The organism is Pararhizobium sp., assembly GCF_035497515.1.
In the GTDB taxonomy this organism is placed as follows: Bacteria; Pseudomonadota; Alphaproteobacteria; order Rhizobiales; family Rhizobiaceae; genus Pararhizobium.
Map to the genome: position 1 here is coordinate 13,339 of NZ_DATJDJ010000076.1, position 24,825 is coordinate 38,163.

Consider the following 24,825-nt stretch of genomic DNA (forward strand, 5'->3'; position numbering starts at 1 on the left):
TTGAACAGTTCCAAACTATCCTTACCGGTTTTCATTCCATCCGATATGATTTGAGTCAAGTCGCTAGAAGAAAGGACGGGTCTCCCCGTCCCTATATTCTGTTTCAAAAATAATACGGAAAAGCCTTACGCCGCCGCAACCGCGCGCTTGGCCATCACTTTTACGAGATTGGCGCGATACTCCGAACTGGCATGGATGTCCGAGAGCAGATCGGACGGATCGACCGTCACACCGGCAAGCGCATCCGGCGACCAGTTGCCGGCAAGCGCCGCCTCCATACCTTCGTGACGGAACACGCCATCGGCACCGGCACCGGTCACCGCTGTCCGCACATCGCCATTGTCCTGCTTGGCGACGAACACGCCGGTCATGGCGTAGCGGGATGCCGGATTGCGGAATTTCGCGTAGGCCGCCTTTTCCGGAGCATCGAAGGTAACTGCAACAATGATCTCGCCCTCCTCCAATGCCGTATCGAACAGGCCGGTGAAGAAATCGCCCGCCTTGATCTCGCGGGCATTGGTGACGACGACGGCATCGAGCGCCAAAAGTGCCGCTGGATAGTCAGCCGCCGGGTCGTTGTTGGCCACCGATCCGCCGATCGTGCCCATGTGGCGGACATGCGGGTCGCCGATATGGTGGGCGAGATCGCAGATCGCCGGACAGACGGCCTTCAGCTCGGCCGATGTCGCGACGTCGTAATGCGTCGTCGCCGCACCGATCCGCACGGACCGGCCATTCACCGAGATCCCCTTGAGGTCCGGGATATGCCGGAGGTCGACGAGGTCACTCGGGGAAGCGAGACGCTGTTTCATCGTCGCGATCAGCGTCATGCCGCCGGAGAGATACTTGCCCTCATCCGAGCCTGATTTCAATTTGACGGCATCCTGAACCGATGATGCACGATGGTAATTGGTCGCGTACATGGTTTTCTCCTCGTTCAGTTGGCGGCGTTGATCGCGGACCAGACCTTTTGCGGCGTCGCCGGCATGGTCAGGTCATTGTTGCCGATGGCGTCGGTGATGGCATTCATCAGTGCCGGCGGCGATCCGATCGCCCCCGCCTCACCGCAGCCCTTGATGCCCAGCGGGTTGGATGGACACGGCGTGTTCTGGTGCGACAGCTTGAAGGACGGCAGGTCGTCGGCGCGTGGCATGGCGTAATCCATGTAGCTTGCGGTGATCAGCTGGCCGTTCTGCGGATCGTAGTGCACGTTTTCCAGAAGCGCCTGGCCGATCCCCTGCGCAATACCGCCATGCACCTGGCCCTCGACGATCATCGGATTGATGATATTGCCGAAATCATCGGCCGCGACGAACTGGACGATCTCGGTCGTGCCCGTTTCCGGATCGATCTCGACCTCGCAGATGTAGCAGCCGGCCGGGAAGGTGAAGTTGGACGGATCGTAGAAAGCGCCCTCCTTCAACCCCGGCTCCATGCCGGCGGGAAGATTGTGGGCGGTATAGGCGGCCAGCGCCACTTGGAACCAGGGCAGCATCTTGTCGGTACCGGCCACCTTCAGCTCGCCATTCTCGATGACGATGTCGCTTTCGTCGGCTTCCATCAGGTGGGCGGCGATCTTCTTGGCCTTGGCCTCCACCTTGTCGAGCGCCTTGACCACCGCCGACATACCGACGGCGCCCGAGCGCGAGCCATAGGTGCCCATGCCCATCTGCACCTTGTCGGTATCACCGTGGACGATGTTGACATTGTCGATCGGAATGCCGAACCGATCGGAAATCAGCTGGGCAAAGGTCGTCTCGTGACCCTGGCCATGGCTGTGCGAGCCGGTCATGACCTCGATCGTGCCGACCGCATTGACGCGAACCTCGGCCGATTCCCACAGGCCGACACCGGCACCGAGCGAGCCGACCGCTGCCGAAGGCGCAATGCCGCAGGCCTCGATATAGCAACTCATGCCGATACCGCGCTTCATGCCACGCCCCGCCGCCTCCGCCTTGCGGGCGGCAAAGCCGTTCCAGTCGGCCGACGCCATGGCGGCTTCCAGCGACGCCTCGTAGTCGCCGGCATCGTAGTTCATGATCACCGGCGTCTGGTAGGGAAAGGTCCGGACGAAATTCTTTCGCCTGAGTTCAGCCGGAGATACGCCCAGTTCGCGCGCCGCCGTCTCCATCGTCCGCTCCAGCAGATAGGTCGCTTCCGGCCGTCCTGCTCCGCGATAGGCATCGACCGGCACGGTATTGGTATAGACGGTGCGCACATTGGCATGGATCGCCGGAATGGCGTATTGGCCGGACAGAAGCGTCGCATAGAGATAGGTCGGCACCGCCGAGGAAAACAGCGACATATAGGCGCCGAGATTGGCGATCGTATCGACCTTCAGGCCGGTGACGCGGTTGTCCTTGTCGAAGGCCATCTTCACCGTCGAGACATGATCGCGGCCATGAGCATCAGTCAGGAACGCCTCGGTGCGGTCGCAGGTCCACTTCACCGGCACGCCGGTCTTCTTCGACGCCCAGAGACAGACGATCTCTTCCGGATAGATGTAGATCTTCGAGCCGAAGCCGCCGCCGACATCCGGGGCGATGACACGCAGCTTGTTTTCCGGCGCGACATTGTAGAAGGCGCTCATCACCAGACGCGCCACATGCGGGTTCTGGCTGGTGGTGTAGCAGGTATAGTGATCCTCGGCACTGTCATAGATGCCGAGCGTGGCGCGCGGCTCCATCGGATTGGGGGCCAGCCGGTTGTTGTGGATCTTGATCTCGGTAACATGGGCCGCCTCGGCAATCGCCTTGTCGGCCGCCGCGCCGTCGCCGATCTGCCAGTCGAAGATAAGGTTGTTCGGTGCTTCGGGATGGATCTGCGGCTGGCCGGCCTCGAGCGCCTTGACCGCTTCGGTGACGGCCGGAAGCACGTCATAGTCGACCACCACCGCTTCGGCGGCATCCCGCGCCTCGCCGAGCGTATCGGCGACGACGATCGCGACCGCATCGCCGACATAGCGCACGGTCTCATATGCGAGGGGCCGCCAGGCGCCCATCTTCATCGGCGAGCCGTCCTTGGAATGGATCATCCAGCCGCAGATGATATTGCCGATCGCATCCGCCTGCAGTTGCCTGCCTTCGAGGATATCGATGACGCCAGGCATGTCCTTGGCAGCCGACAGATCGATGCTCTTGATTCTCGCATGGGCGTATGGACTGCGCACGAAGAACGCATATTTCATGCCCGGAACGCTCATGTCATCCGTATACCGACCCTTGCCGGTGAGGAACCGCTTGTCTTCCTTGCGCGCAACGCTTGCGCCAATACCTTCAGCACCCATTGTCATCTCCCAGAGATCTAGCGAATAGCGAACGGTGAGTAGCGAATAGGAGAGTTCGAAAGCGAAGGGCCGCGCTGCGGCCAACTATTCGCTATTCGCTGCTCCCGATTCACTCACCTATTCCGCCGCCTGCTGCACACCACCCATTTCGGCGGCTGCGGCGAGGATCGATTTGACGATATTGTGGTAGCCGGTGCATCGACAGATATTACCGTCGAGTTCGGCGCGGACGGTGGCTTCATCGAGATTGGCACCATGACGGCGAATCATGTCGACGGCGGTCATCACCATGCCGGGCGTGCAGAAGCCGCATTGCAGGCCGTGATTGGCCTTGAAGGCCGCCTGCACGGGATGAAGGTCACCACCACCGGCCAGCCCCTCGATCGTCGTGATCGTCGAGCCCGCAGCCTGTGCGGCAAGGATGGTGCAGCTTTTCACCGACCGGCCGTCCATATGGACGACGCAGGCGCCGCATTGCGTGGTGTCGCAGCCGACATGTGTTCCGGTCAGCGCCAGGTTTTCCCGCAGGAAATGCACCAGAAGAGTGCGGTCCTCACATTCGGACCCGACCTGCCGGCCGTTGACCGTCATTTTCACTTTTGCCATCTCGTTCCTCCGAGGTTGGTCGTGCCAACACGAGCGGCTGTCGGGCAGATAAACTCGTTCCGCGACAGAACCGCGTCAACTTTCATGCCTTCACCACAGGGCCTTCTCCTCAAAGCGCTACGGCACTTGCATCATTTGTCTTTTTTCGGATCGCCGCAACCGGTACTTTCATCTTGGTTTGAAAAATCTGCCCGATTTCAAAAATCCGCATCCCACCGACCACAATGGCGTCGCTGTGTGACGCAGGGAACAGCACCTTCAGCTTCCATTCAGGTTGAATGCCATTCTCTTGTGATCACGGGGATTTTTCAGGATATCTGTAGACTTTCACAGACAGCCATTTATCTTCGAAATTGCAAGTTCGACTGGAGGGTGGCCTGAACCGACCAACCTCCGCCTCAAGGGGAGAAACGGACAGCGGCGAACTCCAAAAATCGTCCGCGTCCAGATTGGAGAACCAATGAAGAAGGCCATCGTGCTCGTGCTGCTCGCTTTATCCGTCGCGAGCTGCACGCAGACTGAAAAGGGCGCAGGTATCGGCGCCGTCTCCGGCGCCATCATCGGCGGCGCTATCACCGGTGACGTCCGCGGCGCAGCCGTCGGCGCGGCGATCGGCGGCGTTTCCGGCGCGGTCATCGGCCATGTCTCGGAACAGCCCGGCCAGTGCTACTACCGGGACCGCTACGGTCGCCGTTATATCAGCGACTGCCCGTGATATAGTTCCCAGGCTGCAACCGACCCGGCCCGATATTGCCGGGATTCTTTTCGTGATGGTTGCGAAAGCACGACAGGACCCCGGTACAAGCCGGGGTTTTTGTTTCCGACACGTCACAGTTGCCTCCATTTTCGACAAAATCCGGCTCTGCGTCTTCATCAACGGGACAATGCTGTGTAGGGTCGCCGTTCATCAAGGGGCAACCCTTTCAAGCAATAGTACTCTCGCCATGACGGCGGGCAGATGTTGAAAGTAGCCTGGACAGCGAATGCGGAAACGAATGCGTCTGCCGATCGTGGGTGCTGCGTATCGGAAGGTTGGCACTGCTTTTGCGGTCGCGGCTCTGGTCGCGTGCGGGCCGCTTTCCGCTTCCAACGCCTATGCCTTCAAGATTTTCGGCATGCGCTTCTTTGAGAACGAGGAAGAGAAAAATCCGGTCGTCGATCCCGTCAACTACAGTCTGACGCTGACGGAGAAATCCGGTGACGATGATTTGAAGGACGTGCTGGAAAACAGTTCCCGTCTTTTCCAGGACAAGGAAGAACCCGTTTCCGGAAACCTGGGCCTCGCCATCAAGGCGCGCGACGATCGCGACCGCCTGCTGGCCGCTCTCTACGAACAGGCGCGTTATGGCGGCGTCGTCACGGTCAAGGTCAACGGCCAGGACATCGACACCCTGCCGCCGGATCCCGTTTTCCCGAACGACGCCCCCGTTCCCGTCGAGATCACGGTCACGCCCGGCCCGGTTTTCACCCTCGGCGAGGTCGTGCTGAAGGGCGACGCTGTCGGCAAGCGGCCGGATGAATATCTGAAACCGGGCAACCGGGCGGATTCGACCCTGATCATCAAGGCCGGCGAGAAGGTCGTCGAGGACCTGAAGGAAGAAGGCCGGCCGCTGGCCAGGCTCACCGATCGTAGCGTCGTCGCCGATCACGCCACCAATACGGTCGATGTCATCATCGCGGCCGAGGGCGGGCCGGTCGCACCGGTCGGTGCTGTTTCCGTCACCGGCACCAAGACGGTCGATCCGGAATTCGTCGCGGAATATTCGCGGCTGAACGGTGGCGATCTCTATTCGCCCGAGGAAATTCGCAAGGCTTCCGAACGGCTGCGCCAGCTCGGCGTATTTTCCAGCATCACCATCAAGGAAGCCACGGTTCTGGCGCCCGATGGGACGATCCCGATGACGATCGAGGTCTCGGAAGGCAAGCATCGCTATGTCGGCGCCGGCGCGCAATATTCGACGACGGACGGTTTCGGCATCCAGGGCTATTGGGGTCATCGCAACCTGTTCGGCCGGGCGGAATCCCTGCGTCTCGAGGGCTCCGTCAGCCGCATCGGCGAAACCACCGATGTCGGCAGCCTCGACTATTCTGCTGGCCTCATCTTCGCCAAGCCCGGCGCCTTCGGCCCGACCACCACTTTCAATGCCAGCCTGAAGGCGCAGCTTCTCGATCCCGACGCCTACAAGGCGACGATCTTTACAGGCGCCGCGGGCGTCACCGCCGAACTGTCGGAAACCGACACGATTTCCGCCGGCGGGGAATTGCAGTGGGCCGATGTCGAGGATGCGTTCGGCACGAACGAATATCTGACGGCGTCGATTCCGATCGAATATATCCGCGACACGCGCGACAACAAGCTAAACCCGACGGAAGGCTACCGCGCCTCGATCAACGCCAAGCCGAGCTACGAGATCAACGGTCAGGCGTTCTTCAGTTCCTTCGAGGGCTCGGCCTCTGCCTATCTGGGCCTCGGCGAGGAAAACCGTGTCGTGCTGGCCGGCAGGCTCGGCGTCGGGGTTCTCGCTGGCGGCGATGGCCTGGCTTCCATTCCGGCCAACCGGCGCTTTTATCTCGGCGGCGGTGGCACGGTGCGCGGCTATTCCTACCAGGAGATCAGCCCGCGCAACGGCGACGATGAAATCCTTGGCGGACGATCATACGTGAACGCCACGGTGGAGGCGCGTATCGGCATCACCGAAAAGATTGGCCTCGTGCCTTTCATCGATGTCGGTACGGTATCGGCGAAGACCGCGCCCGACTTTTCGGATCTGCGCGCCGGCGCCGGCCTCGGGCTGCGCTACAACACGCCGTTCGGACCGATCCGGCTGGATGTCGCCCTGCCGCTCAACGCCTATCCCGACGGCACGAAATACGGAATTTATGCCGGCATCGGCCAATCCTTCTGATTGCAGGCGCAATCGACAAGGCCTGGAACCGGATGCGAAGCCCCGGGTTCAGGAGACGCAATTTCACCCCGACGCAACTTGCGCTATGGATGAACCATGAATCGTTTGCTCCGCTTCCTGAAAATCGCCTTGCGCTGGTTGGCCTATATCCTTGGCTTCACGCTGGTTGCCACCGTACTTCTCGCCCTGTTTGCCGGCTTCACGGCGCCGGGTGCGCGCTTCGTGGCGATGATGATCGAGAAATATGCCTCGACGCCGGACCAGATCGTGCGCATCAACGATCCAAGCGCGCTGCTGACCGGCGATTTCACCGCATCAAGCGTGACGCTGTTCGACAGCAAGGGTACCTATGCGGAAATCCGCGAAGTCGCGATCGACTGGTCGCCGACCGCCCTGTTCTCCTCGCGCTTCGAAGCCGCGAAACTGTCTGCCGGATCCGTGCGCCTCGAACGGCTGCCGGTCCCCTCCCAGGAGACGAAGGAGGTCCGCGAGACCTTTGCGCTGCCGATCGATGTCAAGATCGACGCGTTCGACCTCGAGGAAGTGGTCATCGGCAAGGACATCGCCGGTGCCGACCAGTTCCTCAGCGCTGAGGGCAAGCTGAACGCCACCAATGCCAGCATGGCCGCCGCTCTTGCCGTGGCCCAGCGCGACCGGCCCGACGCCAAGGCGATCGCCGACATCGTCTTCAATCCGGCCGGCAACGAGCTGAAGCTCGAAACCACGATCAACGAGCCGAAGGGCGGCCTGCTTGCAAAAGCGATGCGCCTGCCGGGCGAACCGGCGCTGAACGTGTCGGTCACCGGCGACGGCCCGCTGTCGAAATGGCGCGGCTCGGCCACCGCTGCCCTCGACGGCAACCAGGTCCTGAAACTCGACGGTGAGCACACACTGGCGACCGATGGCTTGCGGACGGTATCGCTGCATGGCGGCGGCACATTCAGTGGCCTGCTGCCGGCCGCGTTCAGGCCGCTGTTTGCCGGCCCGACCGAGATCGACCTGGCGGCGGCGATCGATGGCGGCAAGACCATCCGCATCGACAAGGGCAACATCTCGACCGGCGCTCTCACACTTTCCGCAGCCGGCACCTACAGCACCGCCGGCCAGAACGACCTACAGGCAAGCCTCACCGGCAAGACCGCCCCGATCGATTTTCGCCTGCCGCTCGCCGAAGGTGAGGCGCAACTGTCGATCAACTCGGCCAATGTCTCGCTGATCGGTGACGCGCAGACAGCCGTGCTCGATATTGGCGCCGATATCGGCAAGGCGACGCTGCCGCAGGGGGAGATCGATGCGATCAAGCTGCATGCCTATAGCGACGCCTTCAATCTCTCGACCAGGACCGGTCCGCTCAAGACCGAAATCCAGACCGGCGCGACACGGTTGGTGAACCCAGATATCGACCGGCTCGTCAAGGGCCCGCTGAAGCTCGACGGCACGCTGTCGGTGACGCCGGAAACGCTCTCCTTCGATCCGCTCACGCTGGAAAGCGCCAGTGTCGGCGGCACGCTGATCGGCTCCTACACGATCGCCGAGGGCACGGTCGCCTCGGCTTTCAAGCTGTTTGCCCTGCCCGCCACCCTGCCACCGGGCATTGCCTCGAAATTCGACACGACCATCGCCATTGCCGGCAATCTCGCGACCGGCACCGATGGCAGCATTGATGTCACCGACCTCACGCTTGCATCCGGAACCGTCGAGGCCGCCGGATCGGTGGTGCTGCAGACGGGCGGACTCACCGCCAACATCAGCGGCACCGTGCCGGAAATCGGCAAGCTGATTTCGGACGCCAAGGGCATCGCCAAGTTCAGCGCGGATGTGACCGGCCCGCTCGATGCCTTGGCCGTCAAGGCGCAGATAACCTCCAGCGGCGCCACATTGGCCGGCCGCACCTTGAACGACCTGACCGTCAACGCCGACGCCATCGTCGGCAAGAACGGGCCGAACGCGACGATCAGCGCAACGGGTTCGCTGGATGGACAGGCGATCGACGCGAAGGCCGAGATCGCCTCGGCCAAGGGCGCGACCAGCATTCCTTCCATCGATGTCACGATCGGCGACAACACGCTGACCGGCGCGCTGGACCTGACGGCGGACTTCCAGCCGAATGGCACGCTGACTTTCAACCTGCCCGATCTCGGCCTGCTGGCTGCCATGGCCGGACAGACCGTATCCGGCGACCTCGCCGGCTCCGCCAGCATCAAGACCGACAATGGCGTGACCTCGGTGGCCGTCAAGGCCAATGGTTCCGGCATCACGCGCGGCGATCTGGTGATCACCAAGCCATCAGCCGACATCACCATTGCCGATCTCACGGCGTTGGCAATCAAGGGCAACGTCACCGTCGAGACCATCGCACAGGGCGAAAACCGTCTGGCCGGCCTCAAGCTTGGTTTCGAGCAGCAGGGCACTAAGACAAACTTCGCCCTCGACGGCGCTTATGACGCAGCACCGCTGACGGCACGCGGCGATCTTCAGAGCGCCGGCGGTAAAACCACGATCAACCTGCAATCTTTTGCCGCCGCGCCGAAGAAAATCCCGCTGGAACTGGCAACGCCGACGACGATCATCATCGAAAACGGCGCTGTTCATTTAAGCCAGCTGGCCGTCAAGGCGTCCGGGGGCACGATCACGCTCGACGGCAGCGCAGGCGAGGCCCTCGACCTGACCGCCACCCTTGCCGGCATCGACGCCCGCGTTCCTCTGCAGGGCGGTGAAGCCCATGTCGTGCTCGACACCGGCACCGCCTCGATCAAGGGCACGATGCAGGCAGCCCTCCTCGACGTCAAAGCTGATTTCGGCCAGCTTGCCCTGCCGCAAGGCCGTTTCAGTGGCGTCGAGGTGACGGCGCATAGCGACGCCTTCAATCTCACCGCCCGCTCCGGGCCGGTGGCGACGACGGTCGAAACCGGAGCGACGCAACTCACCAATGCCGATCTCGATCGGCTGGTGAAAGGCCCGATCAAGGTCGCGACGACGCTAGACCTGACCCCCGAAGCCATCGGCTTCAGCCCGGTTACCATCGGCAGCACCAATTTCGACGGCGCGCTGGCGGGCTCTTTCAGTCTGGCCGACAATTCTGTCCGGACAACATTCAAGCTGTCGGCCAAGCCAGCAGCCCTTCCGCCGGCCGCCGCGGCGAAATTCGCTACGCCGGTGGATATCACCGGCAGGCTGGTGACCGGCCCGGAAGGCGCCGTCGATGTCACCGATCTGAAAATCACATCCGGCACGCTGCAGGCGGACGGTTCCGTTGCGCTCAAGGCCGAAAACCTGACAGCCGCGCTGACCGGCACCCTGCCCGACCTCGGCAAGGTGCTGGCGGATGCCAAGGGTGCGGCCGAGTTCAAGATCGACGCGACCGGCCCTCTCGACAATCTCGGCGTCAAGGCCAATGTGACCTCCAGCGGCGCGACACTCGCCGGCCGCACGCTGAGCGATCTCCAGTTAGCGATCGACGCGACCGCAAACCCCGCCAATCCGCAGGCCAAGGTCACCGCGACCGGCGCACTCGGCGGGCAAGCCATCAACGTCAAGGCTGATCTGGTCTCCAGGGACGGCCGCACCAGCATTCCGGTTCTCGAGGCCCGGATCGGCGATAACACGCTGAACGGTGCCATTGAATTCACTACCGATTTCATGCCGCAGGGGTCGATCGACTTCAAATTCCCCGATGTCGGCCTGCTCGCCGCCATGGCCGGCGAAAAGGCGTCCGGCGACATCGCCGGATCGGCGTCGATCACCAATGCCGACGGCAAGACCTCGGTTACGCTCAAGGCCAGCGGCTCGGGCATCAAACGCGGCAATCTCGTCATCACCAAGCCAGTCGCCGACATCACCATCGCCGACCTGAAAGCCCTTGCCATCAAGGGCAATCTCTCGGTCGAAACGTTTGCCCAAGGGGAGAACCGCGTCAGCGGCCTGAAGCTTGATTTCGTCCAGCAGGCAGCGAAGACCAACGTGACGCTGGGCGGCACCTATGACGGCGCGCCGCTCAATCTCAGCGCCGACATCCAGACCACCGGCGGCAAGACGATCGTCAATCTGTCTTCCTTTGCCGCATCCCCCCGCAAGATCCCGCTCAAGCTGTCAGCCCCGACAACGATCAGCATCGAGAACGGCACCGTCAGCCTGCAGAAGCTGACCATCGCCGCATCCGGCGGAACGATCGCCGTGACGGGCTCGGCAGGTGAAAAGCTCGATCTCAACGCCACCCTCAAAGCGCTGCCGGCCAGCCTCGCCAACACATTCTCCCCATCGCTGGGTGCCGATGGCGCGATCAGCGGTACGGTCGGCGTCAAGGGCACGGCTGCAGCGCCGGCGGTCGCCTATGACCTACGCTGGGCCAACGCCGGCTTCACGCAGACACGGTCGGCAGGCGTCGGTGCGCTCGATATTACCGCCAAGGGGCAATTCGCCAATAACAGCGTCACGCTGGATATGACGCTCAGTGGCCCCAGCGGTCTTGCCTTCCGGGGTGGCGGCACGCTGGGCATCACCGGCAATAGGCCGATCGCCATGAAGTTCTCCGGCGAGCTGCCCTTCGGCCTCGGCGCGGCCCTGCTCGCCAAGCAAGGCTTCACGCTCACCGGCTCGGCCAATGTCGATGTATCCATTTCGGGTGCGGCAACGGCGCCGGTCATCACCGGCACCGTCTCGACCTCCGGCGCGCGCCTCGTCGATGTCCGCCACAATCTCGCGATCACCGATCTCACGGCCAATGTCGCGCTGAATGGCCAGCAGGCCAATATCTCGAAACTGTCCGGCCGGCTGGCGAGCGGCGGCACTCTCGATGTCAGCGGCACGATCGGCATCACGCCCGGCTCCGGCTTTCCGGCAAACCTGTCGATCCGACTCGACAACGCGACCTATGTCGATGGCAATCTGGTCACCGCCAATGTCGATGGCGTGATGACGTTGAAAGGCCCGCTGACCGCCACGCCGATCCTCGGTGGCAATGTCACGATCCAGAAGGCGGCGATCACCATTCCGGAGAAATTGCCGGCCTCGCTGTCCGAGATCAACATCAAACATAAGAACGCGCCGGCCAAGGTCCGCCAGATGCAGGCTGATATCCGCAAGGACCAGCGCGGCGGTGGTGACGGTGCCGGCGGGGGCGGCGGCATCGGCTTCGACCTGACGGTGAGCGCACCCGGCAAGCTATTCGTGCGCGGCCGCGGCATCGACGCCGAACTCGGCGGTGACCTGACGATCCGCGGAACCGCCGCCCAGCCGGCGGTCTCGGGTGGGTTCGAAATGCGGCGAGGCAGGCTCGAAATCCTCGCCAAGCGCCTCAACTTCACGGATGGCACGATCAGCTTCGGCGGCAACCTGATCCCGACGCTCGATCTCGACGCGACCTCCAGCGCCGGCACGACAACGATCACGGTCAATGTCGCCGGTGTCGCCAACAATCCGACGATCACCTTCTCGTCGTCGCCCGCCTTGCCGCAGGACGAAATCCTGGCACAGCTGATCTTCAACCGCTCGCTCTCGAAGCTCTCGGCCTTGCAGATCGCCCAGCTGGCAAGCGCCGTCAGCGAACTGGCCGGCGGCGGTTCAAACGGGCTGTTGAATGGCTTGCGCAACAAGCTCGGCGTCGATGATCTCGACGTCTCCACCGATGCCACCGGCGGCGCGACCGTGACCGCCGGCAAGTACCTCAACGAGCGCACCTATCTCGAGCTCCAGTCCGGCTCCGAAGCCGGCGGCGGCAAGGCGATCATCAATCTCGACGTCGGCCGCGGCGTCAAGCTGCGCGGCGAAGCCGGCGCCGGCGGCGCGGGCGGCGGGATTTTCTATGAGAAGGAATATTAGCGGTCAGAACGCAGCCGAAATCTTGCTGGTCTTCAGCAGGATATTCGTTTCGGTCAGGTTGATCCCGTCGATCAGGCGGATCAGGCGCAGCGTCTCGTCGAACGTGCCAAGATCCTTGTCCTCCAACTCGGCGATGAAATCCCAGCGGCCGTTGGTGGAATGAAGGGCGCGGACCTGCGGCAGGCCACGCAATTGGCTAGCGACACGATCGGCCATCTTGCCATGAATCTCGATCATGACGATCGCCCGCACGCCGCTGCCCGAAAGCTCGGCACCGGTGCGGATGGTGAAGGCGGCGATCGTGCCGGAGGCGACCAGCCGGTCGATGCGGGCGGCGACCGTGGCGCGGGAGGCGCCGGTCATCACGGCGAGCGATGAGACGGGCGTGCGGGCATTGTGGCGCAGCGCGCTGATCAGCGCATGATCAAGATCATCCAGACTTATCATTTTGCACACTCACACTTATCATAGTGCCGATTATCGCCTTCCATTTGCCAGTTTTCCATCTATTTGCCAACGTCCAAACCCGTATAATCCGCGCAGAAACCGGGCAAACCGACATCACGCGAACCTGCGGGGAAACCATGGCTGACATCAAAAAGAAGATCACCCTGATCGGCGCACCGATCGAGGAAGGCTCGGGCCGTCGCGGCTGCGCCATGGGGCCGGCCGCCCTGCGCATCGCCGGCTTGGATACGACGCTTGCCGAACTTGGTCACACCGTGACCGACGATGGGGATCTCAAGCCTCTGCCGGCTCGTGATATGCCCAACCACAAGGGCGCCAACAACCTGCAGATCGTCACGGCGTTTACCCGTGCGCTGGATTCCGCCGTACATGACGTTGCCCGCGCCGGCGGTATCCCGGTCATCCTGGGCGGAGATCACGCGCTGGCCATGGGTTCGGTCTCCGGCATGGCCCGCCACGCCGCCGATGTCGGCCGGCCGCTCTTCGTGCTCTGGCTCGATGCCCATGCCGACTTCAATTCGCCGGCCACCACCCCGTCGGGCAACATGCACGGCATGCCTGTCGCCTTTTTCTGCGGCCAGGCGGAATTTGCCCCGGTCCTCGACAAGGATCGCCCCTTCGTCGATCCGAAAAAGGTCTTCCAGGTCGGCATCCGCTCCGTCGATGAACGCGAGCGCGAGGAAATCGCCAAGCATGGCGTCAATGTCTTCGACATGCGCGCCATCGACGAGACCGGCATGGCCCATATCATGCACGAGATCATCGCCACGGTGAAAGCTGCCAACGGCCTGTTGCATGTCAGCCTCGATGTCGATTTCCTCGATCCCGAATTCGCCCCCGGCGTCGGCACCACGGTTCCGGGCGGCGCGACCTTCCGCGAAGCGCATCTGATCATGGAAATGCTCTGCGATACCGGGCTCGTTTCCTCGCTCGACCTCGTCGAACTCAATCCGTTCCTCGACGATCGCGGCAAGAGCGCCCGCATCCTCGTTGAACTGACGGCGAGCCTGTTCGGCCGCCGCATCCTCGATCGCCCAACCCGCAGCGCCTGAACCCGTCGTTGGAGAACCGAATGAACACGACCACCGCACTGATCGAAACCGAATACCGGCTGGGCGCACACAATTACAAGCCGCTCGACGTCGTGCTTGCGCGCGGCGAAGGCGTCTATGTCTGGGATCTCGACGGCAATCGCTATCTCGATTGCCTGTCCGCCTATTCCGCCGTCAACCAGGGCCATTGCCACCCGAAGATTCTGGCGGCGATGATGGAACAGGCCGGCAAGCTGACCCTCACCTCGCGCGCCTTCCGCAACGACCAGTTGGCACATTTCTACGAGGAACTGGCCGCTCTCACCGGCAGCCACAAGATCCTGCCGATGAACTCCGGCGCCGAAGCCGTCGAGACCGCGGTCAAGGCGGTGCGCAAATGGGGTTACGAGGTCAAGGGCGTCGCCGAGAACCAGGCAGAGATCATCGTCTGCTCCAACAATTTCCACGGACGCACAATGGGCATCGTCGGCTTCTCCACCGACCCGGATGCGCGTACCGGCTTCGGCCCCTTCGCGCCGGGCTTCCGCACTGTTCCGTTCGGCGATATCGACGCCTTTCGCGCGGCGATCAATGAAAACACCGTCGCCTTCCTGATCGAGCCGATCCAGGGCGAGGCCGGCGTCATGATCCCGCCGCAAGGCTATTTCCCGGAAGTCCGCGCGCTTTGCTCCAAGCATGGCATCACGCTGATCCTCGACGAGATCCAGACCGGCCTTGGCCGCACCGGCAAGCTGCTGGCGGAAGAGCATGAAAACATCGAAGCCGATGTCACGCTGATCGGCAAGGCGCTGTCCGGCGGCTTCTACCCGGTCTCGGCCGTGCTTTCGAATTCCGAGGTTCTCGGCGTCCTGAAGCCGGGCCAGCATGGCTCGACCTTCGGTGGCAACCCGCTGGCCTGCGCCATTGCACGGGCGTCGCTGAAGGCGCTGACCGAGGAAGACATGATCGGCAATTCGCAGCGCATGGGCGACCGCTTCCAGGCCGGCCTCAAGGACATTCGCTCCAACATCATCAGCGAAGTTCGCGGCCGTGGCCTGATGCTGGCTGTCGAACTGGCGCCGGAAGCCGGCGGCGCCCGCAAATATTGCGAAGCGCTGAAGGAGCGCGGCATCCTCGCCAAGGATACCCATGGCGACACGATCAGGATTGCACCGCCGCTGGTGATCACCGCAGATCAGGTCGATTGGGCCGTCGAGCAGTTTGCTTCTGTTCTGCGGACGTGAGCAGAAGACGAACGAGAAAGCGAACTCCGCTGATTTCAGGCTGATTTCAGGCGGCGTTCGCAACTTCCTGGCATAATGACAAGCCTGATGTCGCGCTCGCCGATCGGACCGGCAAGATGTTGGAGGAAATCCTCGCGGCGGGCGCACAAGATCGACCCGAATGTGGCGGCTATTGTAGAAGGTGCGAAAGAACAGGCGGCAGGTTTGAAAGAAATTAACCAGACCGTGAATACAATGGACCAAGGTACACAGCAGAATGCAGCGATGGTCGAGCAATCCACGGCTGCCAGCATACCTTGGCGAAGGAAGCGGAAGGTCTTTTCAGTCTTCCCAGCCAGTTCAAGGTCGGCGAGGCACAGGGTCGCATAATGACGGCGCGGCAGGACGCAAAACCGGTCGCCTCCCCGGCCCGCGCCATGGCCAACCGGGTGGTGAACGCCTTTAGTTCAAACGTGGCAATTGCCGCCAATCGGGATAGCTGGGAAGAATTTTGATGAACAACACAATCGCAACAGGTACTTTCGGTCACGAAACCCTCGAGATCATCGCCTTCCGTCTCCATGATCAGGAATTCTGCGTGAAGACGACGACGATCCGCGAAATCCGCGGCTGGGCACCGTCGACACCGATCCCGCATTCGCCGGCCGACGTGCTCGGCGTCATGAACCTGCGCGGCACCGTCATCCCGATCATCGACCTCGCTCACAAGCTCGGCATGAAGAGCACTGTTGCCAATGAGCGCAGCGCCATCGTCGTTGCCGAAGTCCACAACATGGTCATCGGCCTCGTCGTCGACCGCGTTTCCGACATCCTGACCGTCCGCGGCGACCAGGTCCAGCCGGTTCCGGAAATCACCACGTCCTTCGACAAGAGTTATGCGGAAGGCATCATTGCCAACGAGACCGGCATGATCTGCTTCCTCAATCTCGCCCGCATGTTCAAGGAACGCGAAATGGACGATATGGCAGCCTGACCGGCGCTTTCCTATCCAGGAATTCAGAGAGCGGCCCATACGGCCGCTCTTTTCGTTTGTAGCACTTCGCTCATCCTGGGCTTCCGAGCCGACGATCCACGATCCCCGGCACGGGTGGTCGGATCGAGCCCGACCATGACGGAGTGGCGATGACCTCCTTGCCGTCACGGGCGACGATGGAATCGTCCCTCGATCATGCCAACGCCGCCCCATCCCTCGCATCCTCGCCAACGAAGAACCGGCGGCGATATTCGCCCGGTGACAGGCCGAGCAGTTTTCGAAATATCTTGCGGAAGGCGCCAGGGTCCTCGTAGCCGATCTGCCAGGCGATCTGCTCGACCTTGATGCTCGAGATTTCCAGTAGTTCGCGCGCCTTGGCGATCCTGAGTTGCTGGCAATATTCCGTCGGATTGATGCCCGTCGCCTTCTGGAAGCGGCGCAGGAAGGTGCGCTCACCAAGCCCGGCCCGCTCTGCCATCATTTCCAGTGTGATCTTTTCCGTGTGATGCGCCTGCAGCCAGTGCTGAATCTTCAGCACCGCCTCGTCGCCATGATGCAGTTTCGGCGCAAAGGTGCTGTAGAAGGTCTGCTCGCGCCCGGCCGGATCGACCAGCATGAAGCGGGCGGTTGCAAGCTGGATGCTGGGGCTCATGAAACGGGCGACGAGCTTTAGCCCCAGATCGATCCAGGCCATCATTGCACCAGCCGTGATGATATCGCCGTCATCGATAATCAGCTTGCTGACATCGACCTTGATGCCGGGAAACTTGCCGGAAATCTGCTCGGAATGGGTCCAGTGCGTCGTCGCGAGCCGTCCCTCGAGCAGGCCGGTCTCCGCCATCAGATAGGCACCACCGCAGATCGAGCAGATCGTCGTGCCGGCGCCGTGCTGCGCCCTGATCCAGGCAGGGAAAGCAGCCATGCGCTCGCCCACCGGCAGGTTGGTAAGGCTGGGCGGCAGGATCAGCGCGATCAGGCCCCGCTCCGACAGGTCCGGATGGCTATCGAACGCCTTCTCCACGGATGAACCGTCGGCCGACAACTGCCAGTGGCTGACGCGGATGCGCGCCGGCGCCCGCCCGCCCTGCTCCTCGCTCATCAGGTTGGCGACATGGAACAGGTCGGTCAGCCCATGGATCGCCGCTCGCTGCGCCTCCGGATAGACGACAATTCCGATCTCCGCTGGTTCACCGAGAGCCATTTGTCACTTCCGTCCCGCTTAATGTCAGTTTCGCCAATCCCGAGTTTAGGCCCCGCTTGGTATCAAAGCAACAAGACGGGCGGCGGAAGCGGATTGACCGAAAACGGAGCCGCCCATCGAGGAAAAACAACCGGACAGAACAAAGGGAACACGACAATGACCATCATCGCCTCCACCGAAAACGCCGTCCTCTCCCGCCGCAGCGTCCTCATTGGCACAGCCGGCATCACCGGTTTCGCAGGCCTTCCGGCCGCAGCAGCGGCAGCCAATAACACCACCGCAATCAACAGCACATCCAACGAAGGGAACAAGACCATGGGCAGCAAGATCATCACCCGCGACGGCGTCGAAATCTACTACAAGGACTGGGGTCCGAAGGATGGCAAGGTCGTCGTCCTCAGCCATGGCTGGCCTCTCTCTGCCGACAGCTGGGAAGCCCAGGCCTTCCACCTTGCCCTGAACGGCTTCCGCGTCATCACCCATGACCGCCGCGGCCATGGCCGCTCGTCGCAGCCCTGGGACGGCAACGACATGGATCATTATGCTGACGACCTGTCCGACCTGATCGAACAGTTGGACCTGAAGGACATCTTCCTGGCCGGCTTCTCCACCGGCGGCGGCGAGATCACCCGCTATGTCGGCCGCCACGGCACCGGCCGCATCGCCAAGCTCGGCCTGATCTCCGCCGTGCCGCCGCTGATGGTCAAGACGGAGGCCAACCCGCTCGGCTTGCCGAAGGAAGTCTTCGACGGCATCCAGGCTGCCAGCGTCGCCGATCGCTCCAAGCTCTACAAGGATATCGCATCCGGCCCGTTCTTCGGCTTCAACCGGCCGGGCGCCGTCGCCTCGCCGGGCATGATCGACAGCTTTTGGTTGCAGGGCATGATGGGCGGCCACAAGAATACCTATGACTCGATCGTCGCCTTCTCGCAGACCGACTTTACCGAAGACCTGAAGAAGTTCGACGTGCCGACGCTCATCATCCATGGCGACGACGACCAGATCGTACCGATCGATGCAGCCGCCCGTTCGTCCAAGAAACTCGTGCCGCATGCCATCCTCAAGGTCTATGCCGGCGCTCCGCATGGGATCACCGACACGCACAAGCAGCAGCTCAACGCCGACTTGCTCGAGTTCGCACGGTCGTAAGGCACCGGTTATCTGGCGCCGCTCTACGGGCGGCACCCTGCCTCCTTCTCTCTCCTCAACCGAACCCGCACTGGAGCACTGCCATGGCCCGCATCCTCGCCGCCCTCGATACGCCTACCGAAATCGATTCGACCCGCCGCCAGTTCCTCGCTCTCGGCGGAGCCATCGCCACCCTTTCCTTCTGGCCAAAGACCGTGTTTGCCACCGAGACCCATCGCATCGCCCAGGGCGATTTCGACATTACCGTCCTCAGCGACGGCTACATCACCCTGCCTGCCGACATCATCATGCCGGAAGCCTCGCCTGCTGAACGGACCGACATCCTGAAACGCCTTGGTGGCAATGCCGACAGCGCGCCTGCCCCTGCCAATATCCCGGTCATCCGCACGGCCAAGGACATCGTCGTCATCGATGTCGGCTCGGGCACGAATTTCCAGGCGACCGCCGGCACGTTCGGCACGAATTTCGACACCACCGGAATTGATCCGAAGGACGCCACCAAGGTCGTCTTCACCCACGCCCATCCGGACCACACCGGCGGCACCCTGACGGAGGCCGGCAAGCTGCGCTTCCCCAATGCCGAATATTTTGTTTCGGAAAAAGAATGGGCCTTCTGGACCGATCCGGATTTCGAAACGAAGATGCCGAAGGCCCTGCACGATTTTGCTCGCGGTGCCCAGCGCGACCTGTTCGCGGTGAAGGACCGGGTCAATCTGGTGAAGGACGGGGACGACATCGTCACCGGCATGCGCGTGCTCGACACCGCCGGCCACACGCCGGGCCATATCTCGCTGGAACTGGCCGGTGGCGATGGCCTGATCATCTCTGCCGATGCCGCCACCAACCGCATCGTCTCCTTCGAGCATCCCGGCTGGAAATTCGGCTTTGACACGGAACAGGACGTCGCGATCCGCAACCGCCAGGCACTGATGGACCGCGCCGCGACCGATCGCATCAAGCTGCTCGGCTATCACTGGACCTATCCCGGCATCGGCTATGCCGAACGCAAGGGAACCGGCTACCGCTTCGCCGCAGCCTAGGAATGATCCCCCGCGGGCCAGGCCTCCATACAGCCAAGCTCCGCCCCTGCGCGGGGCTTTGGCATGACGATCTCACTGGGAAGCGATGACTGGCGCAACCAACCCTTGAACCCATTCGGACATCAGGCTATTTCCCTGCCATGGCCAATCGCCGCGAGACAACCGAGCCCGCCCCAACGACGCTGGACAGGCTTCGTTCGCGGCTCCGCGTGCTTTATCTCGGCACCACTCCACGTGCTGTCCGCTTCCAGGTCGTCATGGCGCTGGCCGATCTCGCCATCATCATCTTCTTCCTGCTTGGCCCCTATTTCAGCGGCGGCAGGACCTATCTCATTGTCGATTACATCATTGCAGCGCTGATTGCCTTCGAGCTCGCAGCGCGCGGGCTGCTCACCGTCAGCTTCACGCGGTGGCTGACGCGGCCGATGACCTGGGTCGATATCGCCATCCTCGCGACGCTGCTGCTTCCCGCGACCTTCTCCAACTTCGCTTTCCTGCGCGCTTTCCGCATCTGGTCGCTCAGCCAGAGCAAGGTCTTCACGCTCCTGGTCAAGCGGGCCGGCTGCGGCGAATGGGAGGATGTCATCCGTGCCTGCGTCAACTTCCTCACCTTCCTCTTCCTCGTCACGGGCTTCGTCTACACGACCTTCTTCTATCATGAGGCCGGCATCGACGGCTTCATCGACGCGCTCTATTTCACCGTCGCCACCGTTACGACAACCGGCTTCGGCGACATCACCCTGCCCGGCGCGCTCGGCAAGCTGACCTCGATCGTCACGATGATCTTCGGCATCTCGCTTTTCGTGCGGCTGGCGCAGGCGATTGTACGGCCGCACAAGGTCGTCTTCCCCTGCCCGCAATGCGGCCTGCAGCGCCACGAGACCGACGCCGTGCACTGCAAGGCCTGCGGCCATGTGCTGAATATTCCCGACGAGGGAAGCTGAGGGCGGACGGCCGCGCTCGGGTGCAGTTACAGCGACCTTTGCGCTGTAACACTTTAAATATACTGCATATTGTGCGCCGCGCTCGAATCGTGCGATGGTCCAGTCAGCATTTGCCGTGGTGTTTTCGCCAGCCAGCCGGAGAGCAGCAATGCCCTCCCAGCCATTGTGCCACGGTAGAAACTGCGTGTATCCGAGTTTGTCTTCTCCTCTTCTTCAAATTCGGCACCCGCGCCATGGCATGTCTCCTTTCGATTTATTCCTTGATCTGCCTGTTCTTTCTCGACAATACCTATCGCGAGGGTGAAACTGCGGGCGGCGCCTGGGATGGGATGCGCGTTCTCGGGCTGGTTTTATGCCTGTTGTGGCCGCTGCTTGTCGTTCACGTGATCCTGTCCGCCTACAGGGATCGGCAAACGGCTGGCAGACGTCCATAATCCCGCCTGTAAAATATGCCGGAATGGGTTGCATGATCGAGAGCGGCGGATGGCCAAGGCATGTGAGAACGGGAAGCGAGAGCCCGGCGGACGCTGCATAAATCGGATTCTGGCATGACAGGGGCGCGCAACCGTCGATCCGGCAGACTGTTCTTCATCATCACCCTTGCCCTGGTCTTCATCGGGATCCTGGCAACCGTGCTGCTTGCCAATCGCCACCGCAATCTGGACCTCCTCCTGACCTCCCTCGGCTATCCGGATCTGCTGCCGAAGGAAGAGTCCGCCGCCAAAACAGCCACGATCAAGACAAGCAAGGGTGTTCGTCTGACTGCGGCGAAGATGGTTCTGCCAACCTATGCCTTCGCGGATTTCAAGGCGCCGGAGCAGCATTTTCTGCGCCTGATCCAGAGCGATCCCAAGACATTGTGCGAGAAGGTGAAGGAAGGTGGCTTCAGCGATCTCGACTGGACGATCAGCGACGCCAGCAAGGACAAGTGGCAATGCTCCTCCACGGTCAATCTCCCGCCGAGAGGCGCGGACGAGCAGGTCCAGTCCTCGGTTTTCATCTTCATCAAGGGTGATGGCGAAAACCGCGTCACGTCCTTCCGCGTCAAGTTGAACATCGAGAATTCCAACGACGCAATCAGGGTCGCCGATCTCGCCGGCAACGCCGCCAATATCTTCCTGCGCCAGGTCCGTTGGGGAAATCCGAGCGAAATCCTCGGCAAGATCCATCGGCTGGAAGCCTTCGACATCCGCAATTTCGGCAGCCGCATCCAGTTCAAGCGGGAATTCGGCGAAACCCCGCGCTACAACTTCCTTGCCAACCAGCACAGCAAGCCCGGCAAGGAAAGCCCAGGGGCTATCTACTTCGACCGCAAGCGATGGTTCCCGCTGACCGGCAGCGACGGCCTGCCGATGATCGACGGCATGATGGCCGGGGAAAGTTCACAGGGGCTGCCGCTCCCTGAACCGACAGAATGAGCGGATATTTTCAGTCATGAAAATTTCAAACCGGCAGGCGACCGGATCCAAGGTCATGCCGCACGGAACCACAGATGGGCTTTGTGCCGCAAATCCTTGCAGAATAATGGTATTAACCCAAAAATGAGCCATTTTGGAGCAACGCAAATTAACCACAAGCTACAAGTTTCCGGTCGCGGCGGCTTGTCAAAGTCGATCATATTTAATAAATGATTAAAAACTAAAAAACGCTTTTTCGGAAAAATAGATTTCAGAACCGAAGCATTCCACGGGAATGCCGAAAGCAGAACTCTTGCCTGTTATAGGGAGAGGTTTCCGCTCGAAATAAAAAAACGACCGGTTCTCGTATAAATAATTTTTCAGCATGACCAGAAATGGTCACGCTGTCTGTCAAAAGTGCCAGGAGTAACAAACGCCATGACAGAAAAAATGATATTGCAGCAACCGGCCGCTGTCGCTGTAGAAGATAGCAGGCTGAGCAGAACACTTTCCACCAGACTGCCGGTTCGCAACAACGACCAGCGTGCCGACAAAACGAATTTTTACATCAATCCGGCCAGCGCCCCGGACACGCCCGCTCGGTTGGCCGCCAAGCGCGTCATGGATATTGCCGGCTCGTTCCTCGGCTTGCTCGTTCTTTCGCCGCTCATGCTTCTGGTCGCCGTTCTTATCAAGCTGGAAAGCAAGGGTCCGGTCTTCTTCCGGCAACTGCGCACGGGTATCAACGAGACCCCGTTCGAGATCCTGAAGTTCCGGTCGATGTATACCGATCTCTGCGACAACAGCGGCGTGCGCCAGACGGTCGATAACGACCCGCGCATCACTCCGCTCGGCCGCATCCTGCGCAGGACCAATCTCGACGAGCTGCCGCAGCTGTGGAACGTCCTGATCGGCGACATGTCGCTGGTTGGTCCGCGCCCCCACGTTCCGGACATGCTGGCAGCCGGCCGCACCTATTCCGATCTCGTTCAGGGTTACGAGTACCGCCACCTGATGCGGCCAGGCATTACCGGTCTTGCACAGGTACGCGGCCTGCGCGGCCCGACCGGTCACCGATGGATGGCCATCCGCCGTATCGTCTGCGATGTCGAATATGTCCGCAACTTCTCGCTTCTGCTGGACATCAAGATCATCATTCGCACCATCATCAACGAATTCAAGGGCGGCACCGGGCTGTAATACCAAGGATCGATGATGGAAACCCATAGGCTCCCGTCGTCGATATTTGGCCAAAGGCTTGGCTATCCTGGAACTGGCACACGGCTGGACCACCGATGAAAATCGGTGGTTTTTTATTTCGAGAGCAACCTGAAACGTGCCGCATTAAACCCGCCCGAGAGCACTGTCCTCAACCTGGAACCTACAGACTACCGCCATCCTTGAAATAGCCGGGATATTGAACCTGCTCAGGATCGGGCTCGTTGGGTTTTGGTGTCTCCCCGGCAGAAAGACTGCCGTCATCGACGCCTGCGGCAGGCTCTTTCCGTGCTCTGGCCGTAACGGGGCCTTTGACCTCCGTGAGTAGCGATTTGACGACATCTTTGACAGACATGGTGATCTCCTTTCCTTGAAAGGGAACGAGACGCCCTGTGAATGGTTCCGCCAACCGGGTCCGCAGCCTGTCGTCTGCTGAACGAAAAACCGCCCGGGAATGATCCCGGGCGGCTCGACTGCTGTTTCATGCAGGATGCCGGCTCTTACTTCTGCCAGCTCTTGACCAGTTCGTCGTAGTTGACGGTGATCGGCTTTTCTTTTTCGTTCTCGATCTTCAGCTGCGGAGCAAGGTTGCCCTTCGAGACGGCGTCCTTGTTCCAGTATTCGAGGTCATGTTCCTCGGCCAGCTTCGGACCGATGTCGCCCTGTACGCCGGAACGTTCCAGGCGCTCCAGGACCTTTTCCTGCTCGGCGCACAGCGAATCCATGGCTTCCTGGGCGGTCTTCGCGCCGGAGGAAGCGTCACCGATTGCCTGCCACCACAGCTGGGCCAGCTTCGGATAGTCCGGGATGTTCGTACCGGTCGGCGACCACTGAACGCGAGCCGGCGAACGGTAGAACTCGATCAGACCACCGAGCTTGGGCGCACGATCGGTGAAGCTCTGATGCTGGATCGACGACTCACGAGTGAGCGTCAGGCCAACATGGCTCTTCTTGAGATCGACGGTCTTCGAGGTGACGAACTGGGCGTAGAGCCATGCCGCCTTGGCGCGGTCTTCAGGCGTCGACTTCATCAACGTCCAGGAACCCACGTCCTGGTAGCCAAGCTTCATGCCTTCCTTCCAGTAGACGCCGTGCGGCGACGGAGCGAAACGCCACTTCGGCGTACCGTCGGCGTTGACGACCGGCAGACCTTCCTTCACGAAGTCAGCGGTAAACGCCGTGTACGTGAACATCTGCTGGGCGACTTCGCCCTGGGCCGGAACCGGACCAGCCTCGCCGAAGGTCATGCCCTGAGCCGCAGCCGGAGCGTAAGCCTTCAACCAATCGAGATACTTCTGGATCGAATAGACGGCAGCCGGGCCGTTGGTGTCCCCGCCGCGAGCAACGCAGGAGCCGACCGGCTGAGACTTTTCATTGACCTTGATGCCCCATTCGTCAACTGGAAGACCGTTCGGCAGGCCCTTGTCGCCGTTGCCGGCCATCGACAGCCAGGCGTCGGTGAAGCGCCAGCCGAGCGACGGGTCCTTCTTGCCGTAGTCCATGTGGCCATAGACCTTCTTGCCGTCCACTTCGCGACCGGTGAAG

Annotated in this window: 19 protein-coding genes and 1 pseudogene; 12 read left to right on the forward strand and 8 right to left on the reverse strand. The window is 61.6% G+C overall.

Features of this window, described 5'->3' with window-relative positions; genetic code table 11:
- Positions 1–125 precede the first annotated feature (125 nt).
- The 4 genes from VL202_RS08575 to VL202_RS08590 all read right to left on the reverse strand — a co-directional run bounded on the left by VL202_RS08575 (position 126) and on the right by VL202_RS08590 (position 4,148).
- Positions 126–923: a xanthine dehydrogenase family protein subunit M gene (locus tag VL202_RS08575; protein WP_325463708.1), complete on the reverse strand. Its 798-nt coding sequence runs from the start codon at positions 921–923 to the stop codon at positions 126–128.
- A gap of 14 nt (positions 924–937) precedes the next feature.
- Positions 938–3,286, reverse strand: coding sequence for a xanthine dehydrogenase family protein molybdopterin-binding subunit (locus tag VL202_RS08580; RefSeq protein WP_325463709.1), 2,349 nt, complete (start codon positions 3,284–3,286; stop codon positions 938–940).
- 117 nt (positions 3,287–3,403) lie between these two features.
- Complete coding sequence (locus VL202_RS08585; RefSeq protein WP_062577539.1) at positions 3,404–3,892, reverse strand: (2Fe-2S)-binding protein; 489 nt, start codon at positions 3,890–3,892, stop codon at positions 3,404–3,406.
- Positions 3,893–4,001: 109 nt separating this feature from the next.
- Positions 4,002–4,148 carry a hypothetical protein gene (locus tag VL202_RS08590; RefSeq protein WP_325463710.1) on the reverse strand — a complete coding sequence of 49 codons (147 nt, stop codon included), beginning with the start codon at positions 4,146–4,148 and terminating at the stop codon, positions 4,002–4,004.
- Between the two features lie 204 nt (positions 4,149–4,352).
- Between VL202_RS08590 and VL202_RS08595 the strand changes: the two genes are divergently transcribed.
- The 3 genes from VL202_RS08595 to VL202_RS08605 all read left to right on the forward strand — a co-directional run bounded on the left by VL202_RS08595 (position 4,353) and on the right by VL202_RS08605 (position 12,615).
- Positions 4,353–4,607 (forward strand): YMGG-like glycine zipper-containing protein, encoded by a 255-nt coding sequence (locus VL202_RS08595; RefSeq protein WP_325463711.1) that lies wholly within the window; start codon positions 4,353–4,355, stop codon positions 4,605–4,607.
- A gap of 268 nt (positions 4,608–4,875) precedes the next feature.
- Positions 4,876–6,798 (forward strand): autotransporter assembly complex family protein, encoded by a 1,923-nt coding sequence (locus tag VL202_RS08600; RefSeq protein WP_325463712.1) that lies wholly within the window; start codon positions 4,876–4,878, stop codon positions 6,796–6,798.
- A gap of 96 nt (positions 6,799–6,894) precedes the next feature.
- Complete coding sequence (locus VL202_RS08605) at positions 6,895–12,615, forward strand: translocation/assembly module TamB domain-containing protein (protein ID WP_325463713.1); 5,721 nt, start codon at positions 6,895–6,897, stop codon at positions 12,613–12,615.
- 3 nt (positions 12,616–12,618) lie between these two features.
- Here the strand turns inward: VL202_RS08605 and VL202_RS08610 are convergent, their stop codons facing one another.
- Complete coding sequence (locus tag VL202_RS08610; RefSeq protein ID WP_325463714.1) at positions 12,619–13,062, reverse strand: Lrp/AsnC family transcriptional regulator; 444 nt, start codon at positions 13,060–13,062, stop codon at positions 12,619–12,621.
- Positions 13,063–13,199: 137 nt separating this feature from the next.
- Here VL202_RS08610 and rocF point away from each other — a divergent pair, with 137 nt between their 5' ends.
- From rocF to VL202_RS08630, 4 genes are all read left to right on the forward strand, one after another.
- Entirely contained in the window at positions 13,200–14,135 is a 936-nt protein-coding gene (gene rocF / locus VL202_RS08615) for an arginase (protein ID WP_325463715.1), read from the forward strand.
- A 20-nt stretch (positions 14,136–14,155) separates the two neighbouring features.
- Positions 14,156–15,358, forward strand: a complete 1,203-nt coding sequence (rocD, locus tag VL202_RS08620) for an ornithine--oxo-acid transaminase (protein WP_325463716.1) — start codon at positions 14,156–14,158, stop codon at positions 15,356–15,358.
- Positions 15,359–15,654: 296 nt separating this feature from the next.
- Positions 15,655–15,852 (forward strand): hypothetical protein, encoded by a 198-nt coding sequence (locus VL202_RS08625; RefSeq protein WP_325463717.1) that lies wholly within the window; start codon positions 15,655–15,657, stop codon positions 15,850–15,852.
- A complete protein-coding gene (locus VL202_RS08630) occupies positions 15,852–16,331 on the forward strand; it encodes a chemotaxis protein CheW (protein ID WP_325463718.1) in 480 nt (159 codons plus the stop codon). Before VL202_RS08625 ends, VL202_RS08630 begins: the two co-directional genes overlap by 1 nt.
- A gap of 193 nt (positions 16,332–16,524) precedes the next feature.
- Here VL202_RS08630 and VL202_RS08635 read toward each other — a convergent pair whose 3' ends face one another.
- Positions 16,525–17,532 carry a GlxA family transcriptional regulator gene (locus tag VL202_RS08635; protein ID WP_325463719.1) on the reverse strand — a complete coding sequence of 336 codons (1,008 nt, stop codon included), beginning with the start codon at positions 17,530–17,532 and terminating at the stop codon, positions 16,525–16,527.
- Positions 17,533–17,847: 315 nt separating this feature from the next.
- On the opposite strand from VL202_RS08635, the gene VL202_RS08640 reads away from it, so the two are divergent.
- The 5 genes from VL202_RS08640 (at position 17,848) to VL202_RS08660 (ending at position 23,262) form a co-directional block, all read left to right on the forward strand.
- Positions 17,848–18,681 (forward strand): alpha/beta fold hydrolase, encoded by an 834-nt coding sequence (locus VL202_RS08640; protein ID WP_414692823.1) that lies wholly within the window; start codon positions 17,848–17,850, stop codon positions 18,679–18,681.
- Between the two features lie 83 nt (positions 18,682–18,764).
- On the forward strand, positions 18,765–19,721 hold the full coding sequence (locus VL202_RS08645; RefSeq protein ID WP_325463721.1) for an MBL fold metallo-hydrolase: 957 nt from the start codon (positions 18,765–18,767) through the stop codon (positions 19,719–19,721).
- A gap of 140 nt (positions 19,722–19,861) precedes the next feature.
- Positions 19,862–20,665 carry a potassium channel family protein gene (locus VL202_RS08650; RefSeq protein WP_325463722.1) on the forward strand — a complete coding sequence of 268 codons (804 nt, stop codon included), beginning with the start codon at positions 19,862–19,864 and terminating at the stop codon, positions 20,663–20,665.
- A 548-nt stretch (positions 20,666–21,213) separates the two neighbouring features.
- A complete protein-coding gene (locus tag VL202_RS08655) occupies positions 21,214–22,083 on the forward strand; it encodes a DUF6030 family protein (RefSeq protein ID WP_325463723.1) in 870 nt (289 codons plus the stop codon).
- A 600-nt stretch (positions 22,084–22,683) separates the two neighbouring features.
- Positions 22,684–23,262, forward strand: coding sequence for a sugar transferase (locus VL202_RS08660; RefSeq protein WP_325463727.1), 579 nt, complete (start codon positions 22,684–22,686; stop codon positions 23,260–23,262).
- 181 nt (positions 23,263–23,443) lie between these two features.
- Here the strand turns inward: VL202_RS08660 and VL202_RS08665 are convergent, their stop codons facing one another.
- Together VL202_RS08665 and VL202_RS08670 are read right to left on the reverse strand one after the other, a co-directional pair.
- Positions 23,444–23,635 carry a hypothetical protein gene (locus VL202_RS08665; protein WP_325463724.1) on the reverse strand — a complete coding sequence of 64 codons (192 nt, stop codon included), beginning with the start codon at positions 23,633–23,635 and terminating at the stop codon, positions 23,444–23,446.
- Positions 23,636–23,780: 145 nt separating this feature from the next.
- A pseudogene (locus tag VL202_RS08670) lies at positions 23,781–24,825 on the reverse strand (carbohydrate ABC transporter substrate-binding protein); the annotation flags it as partial.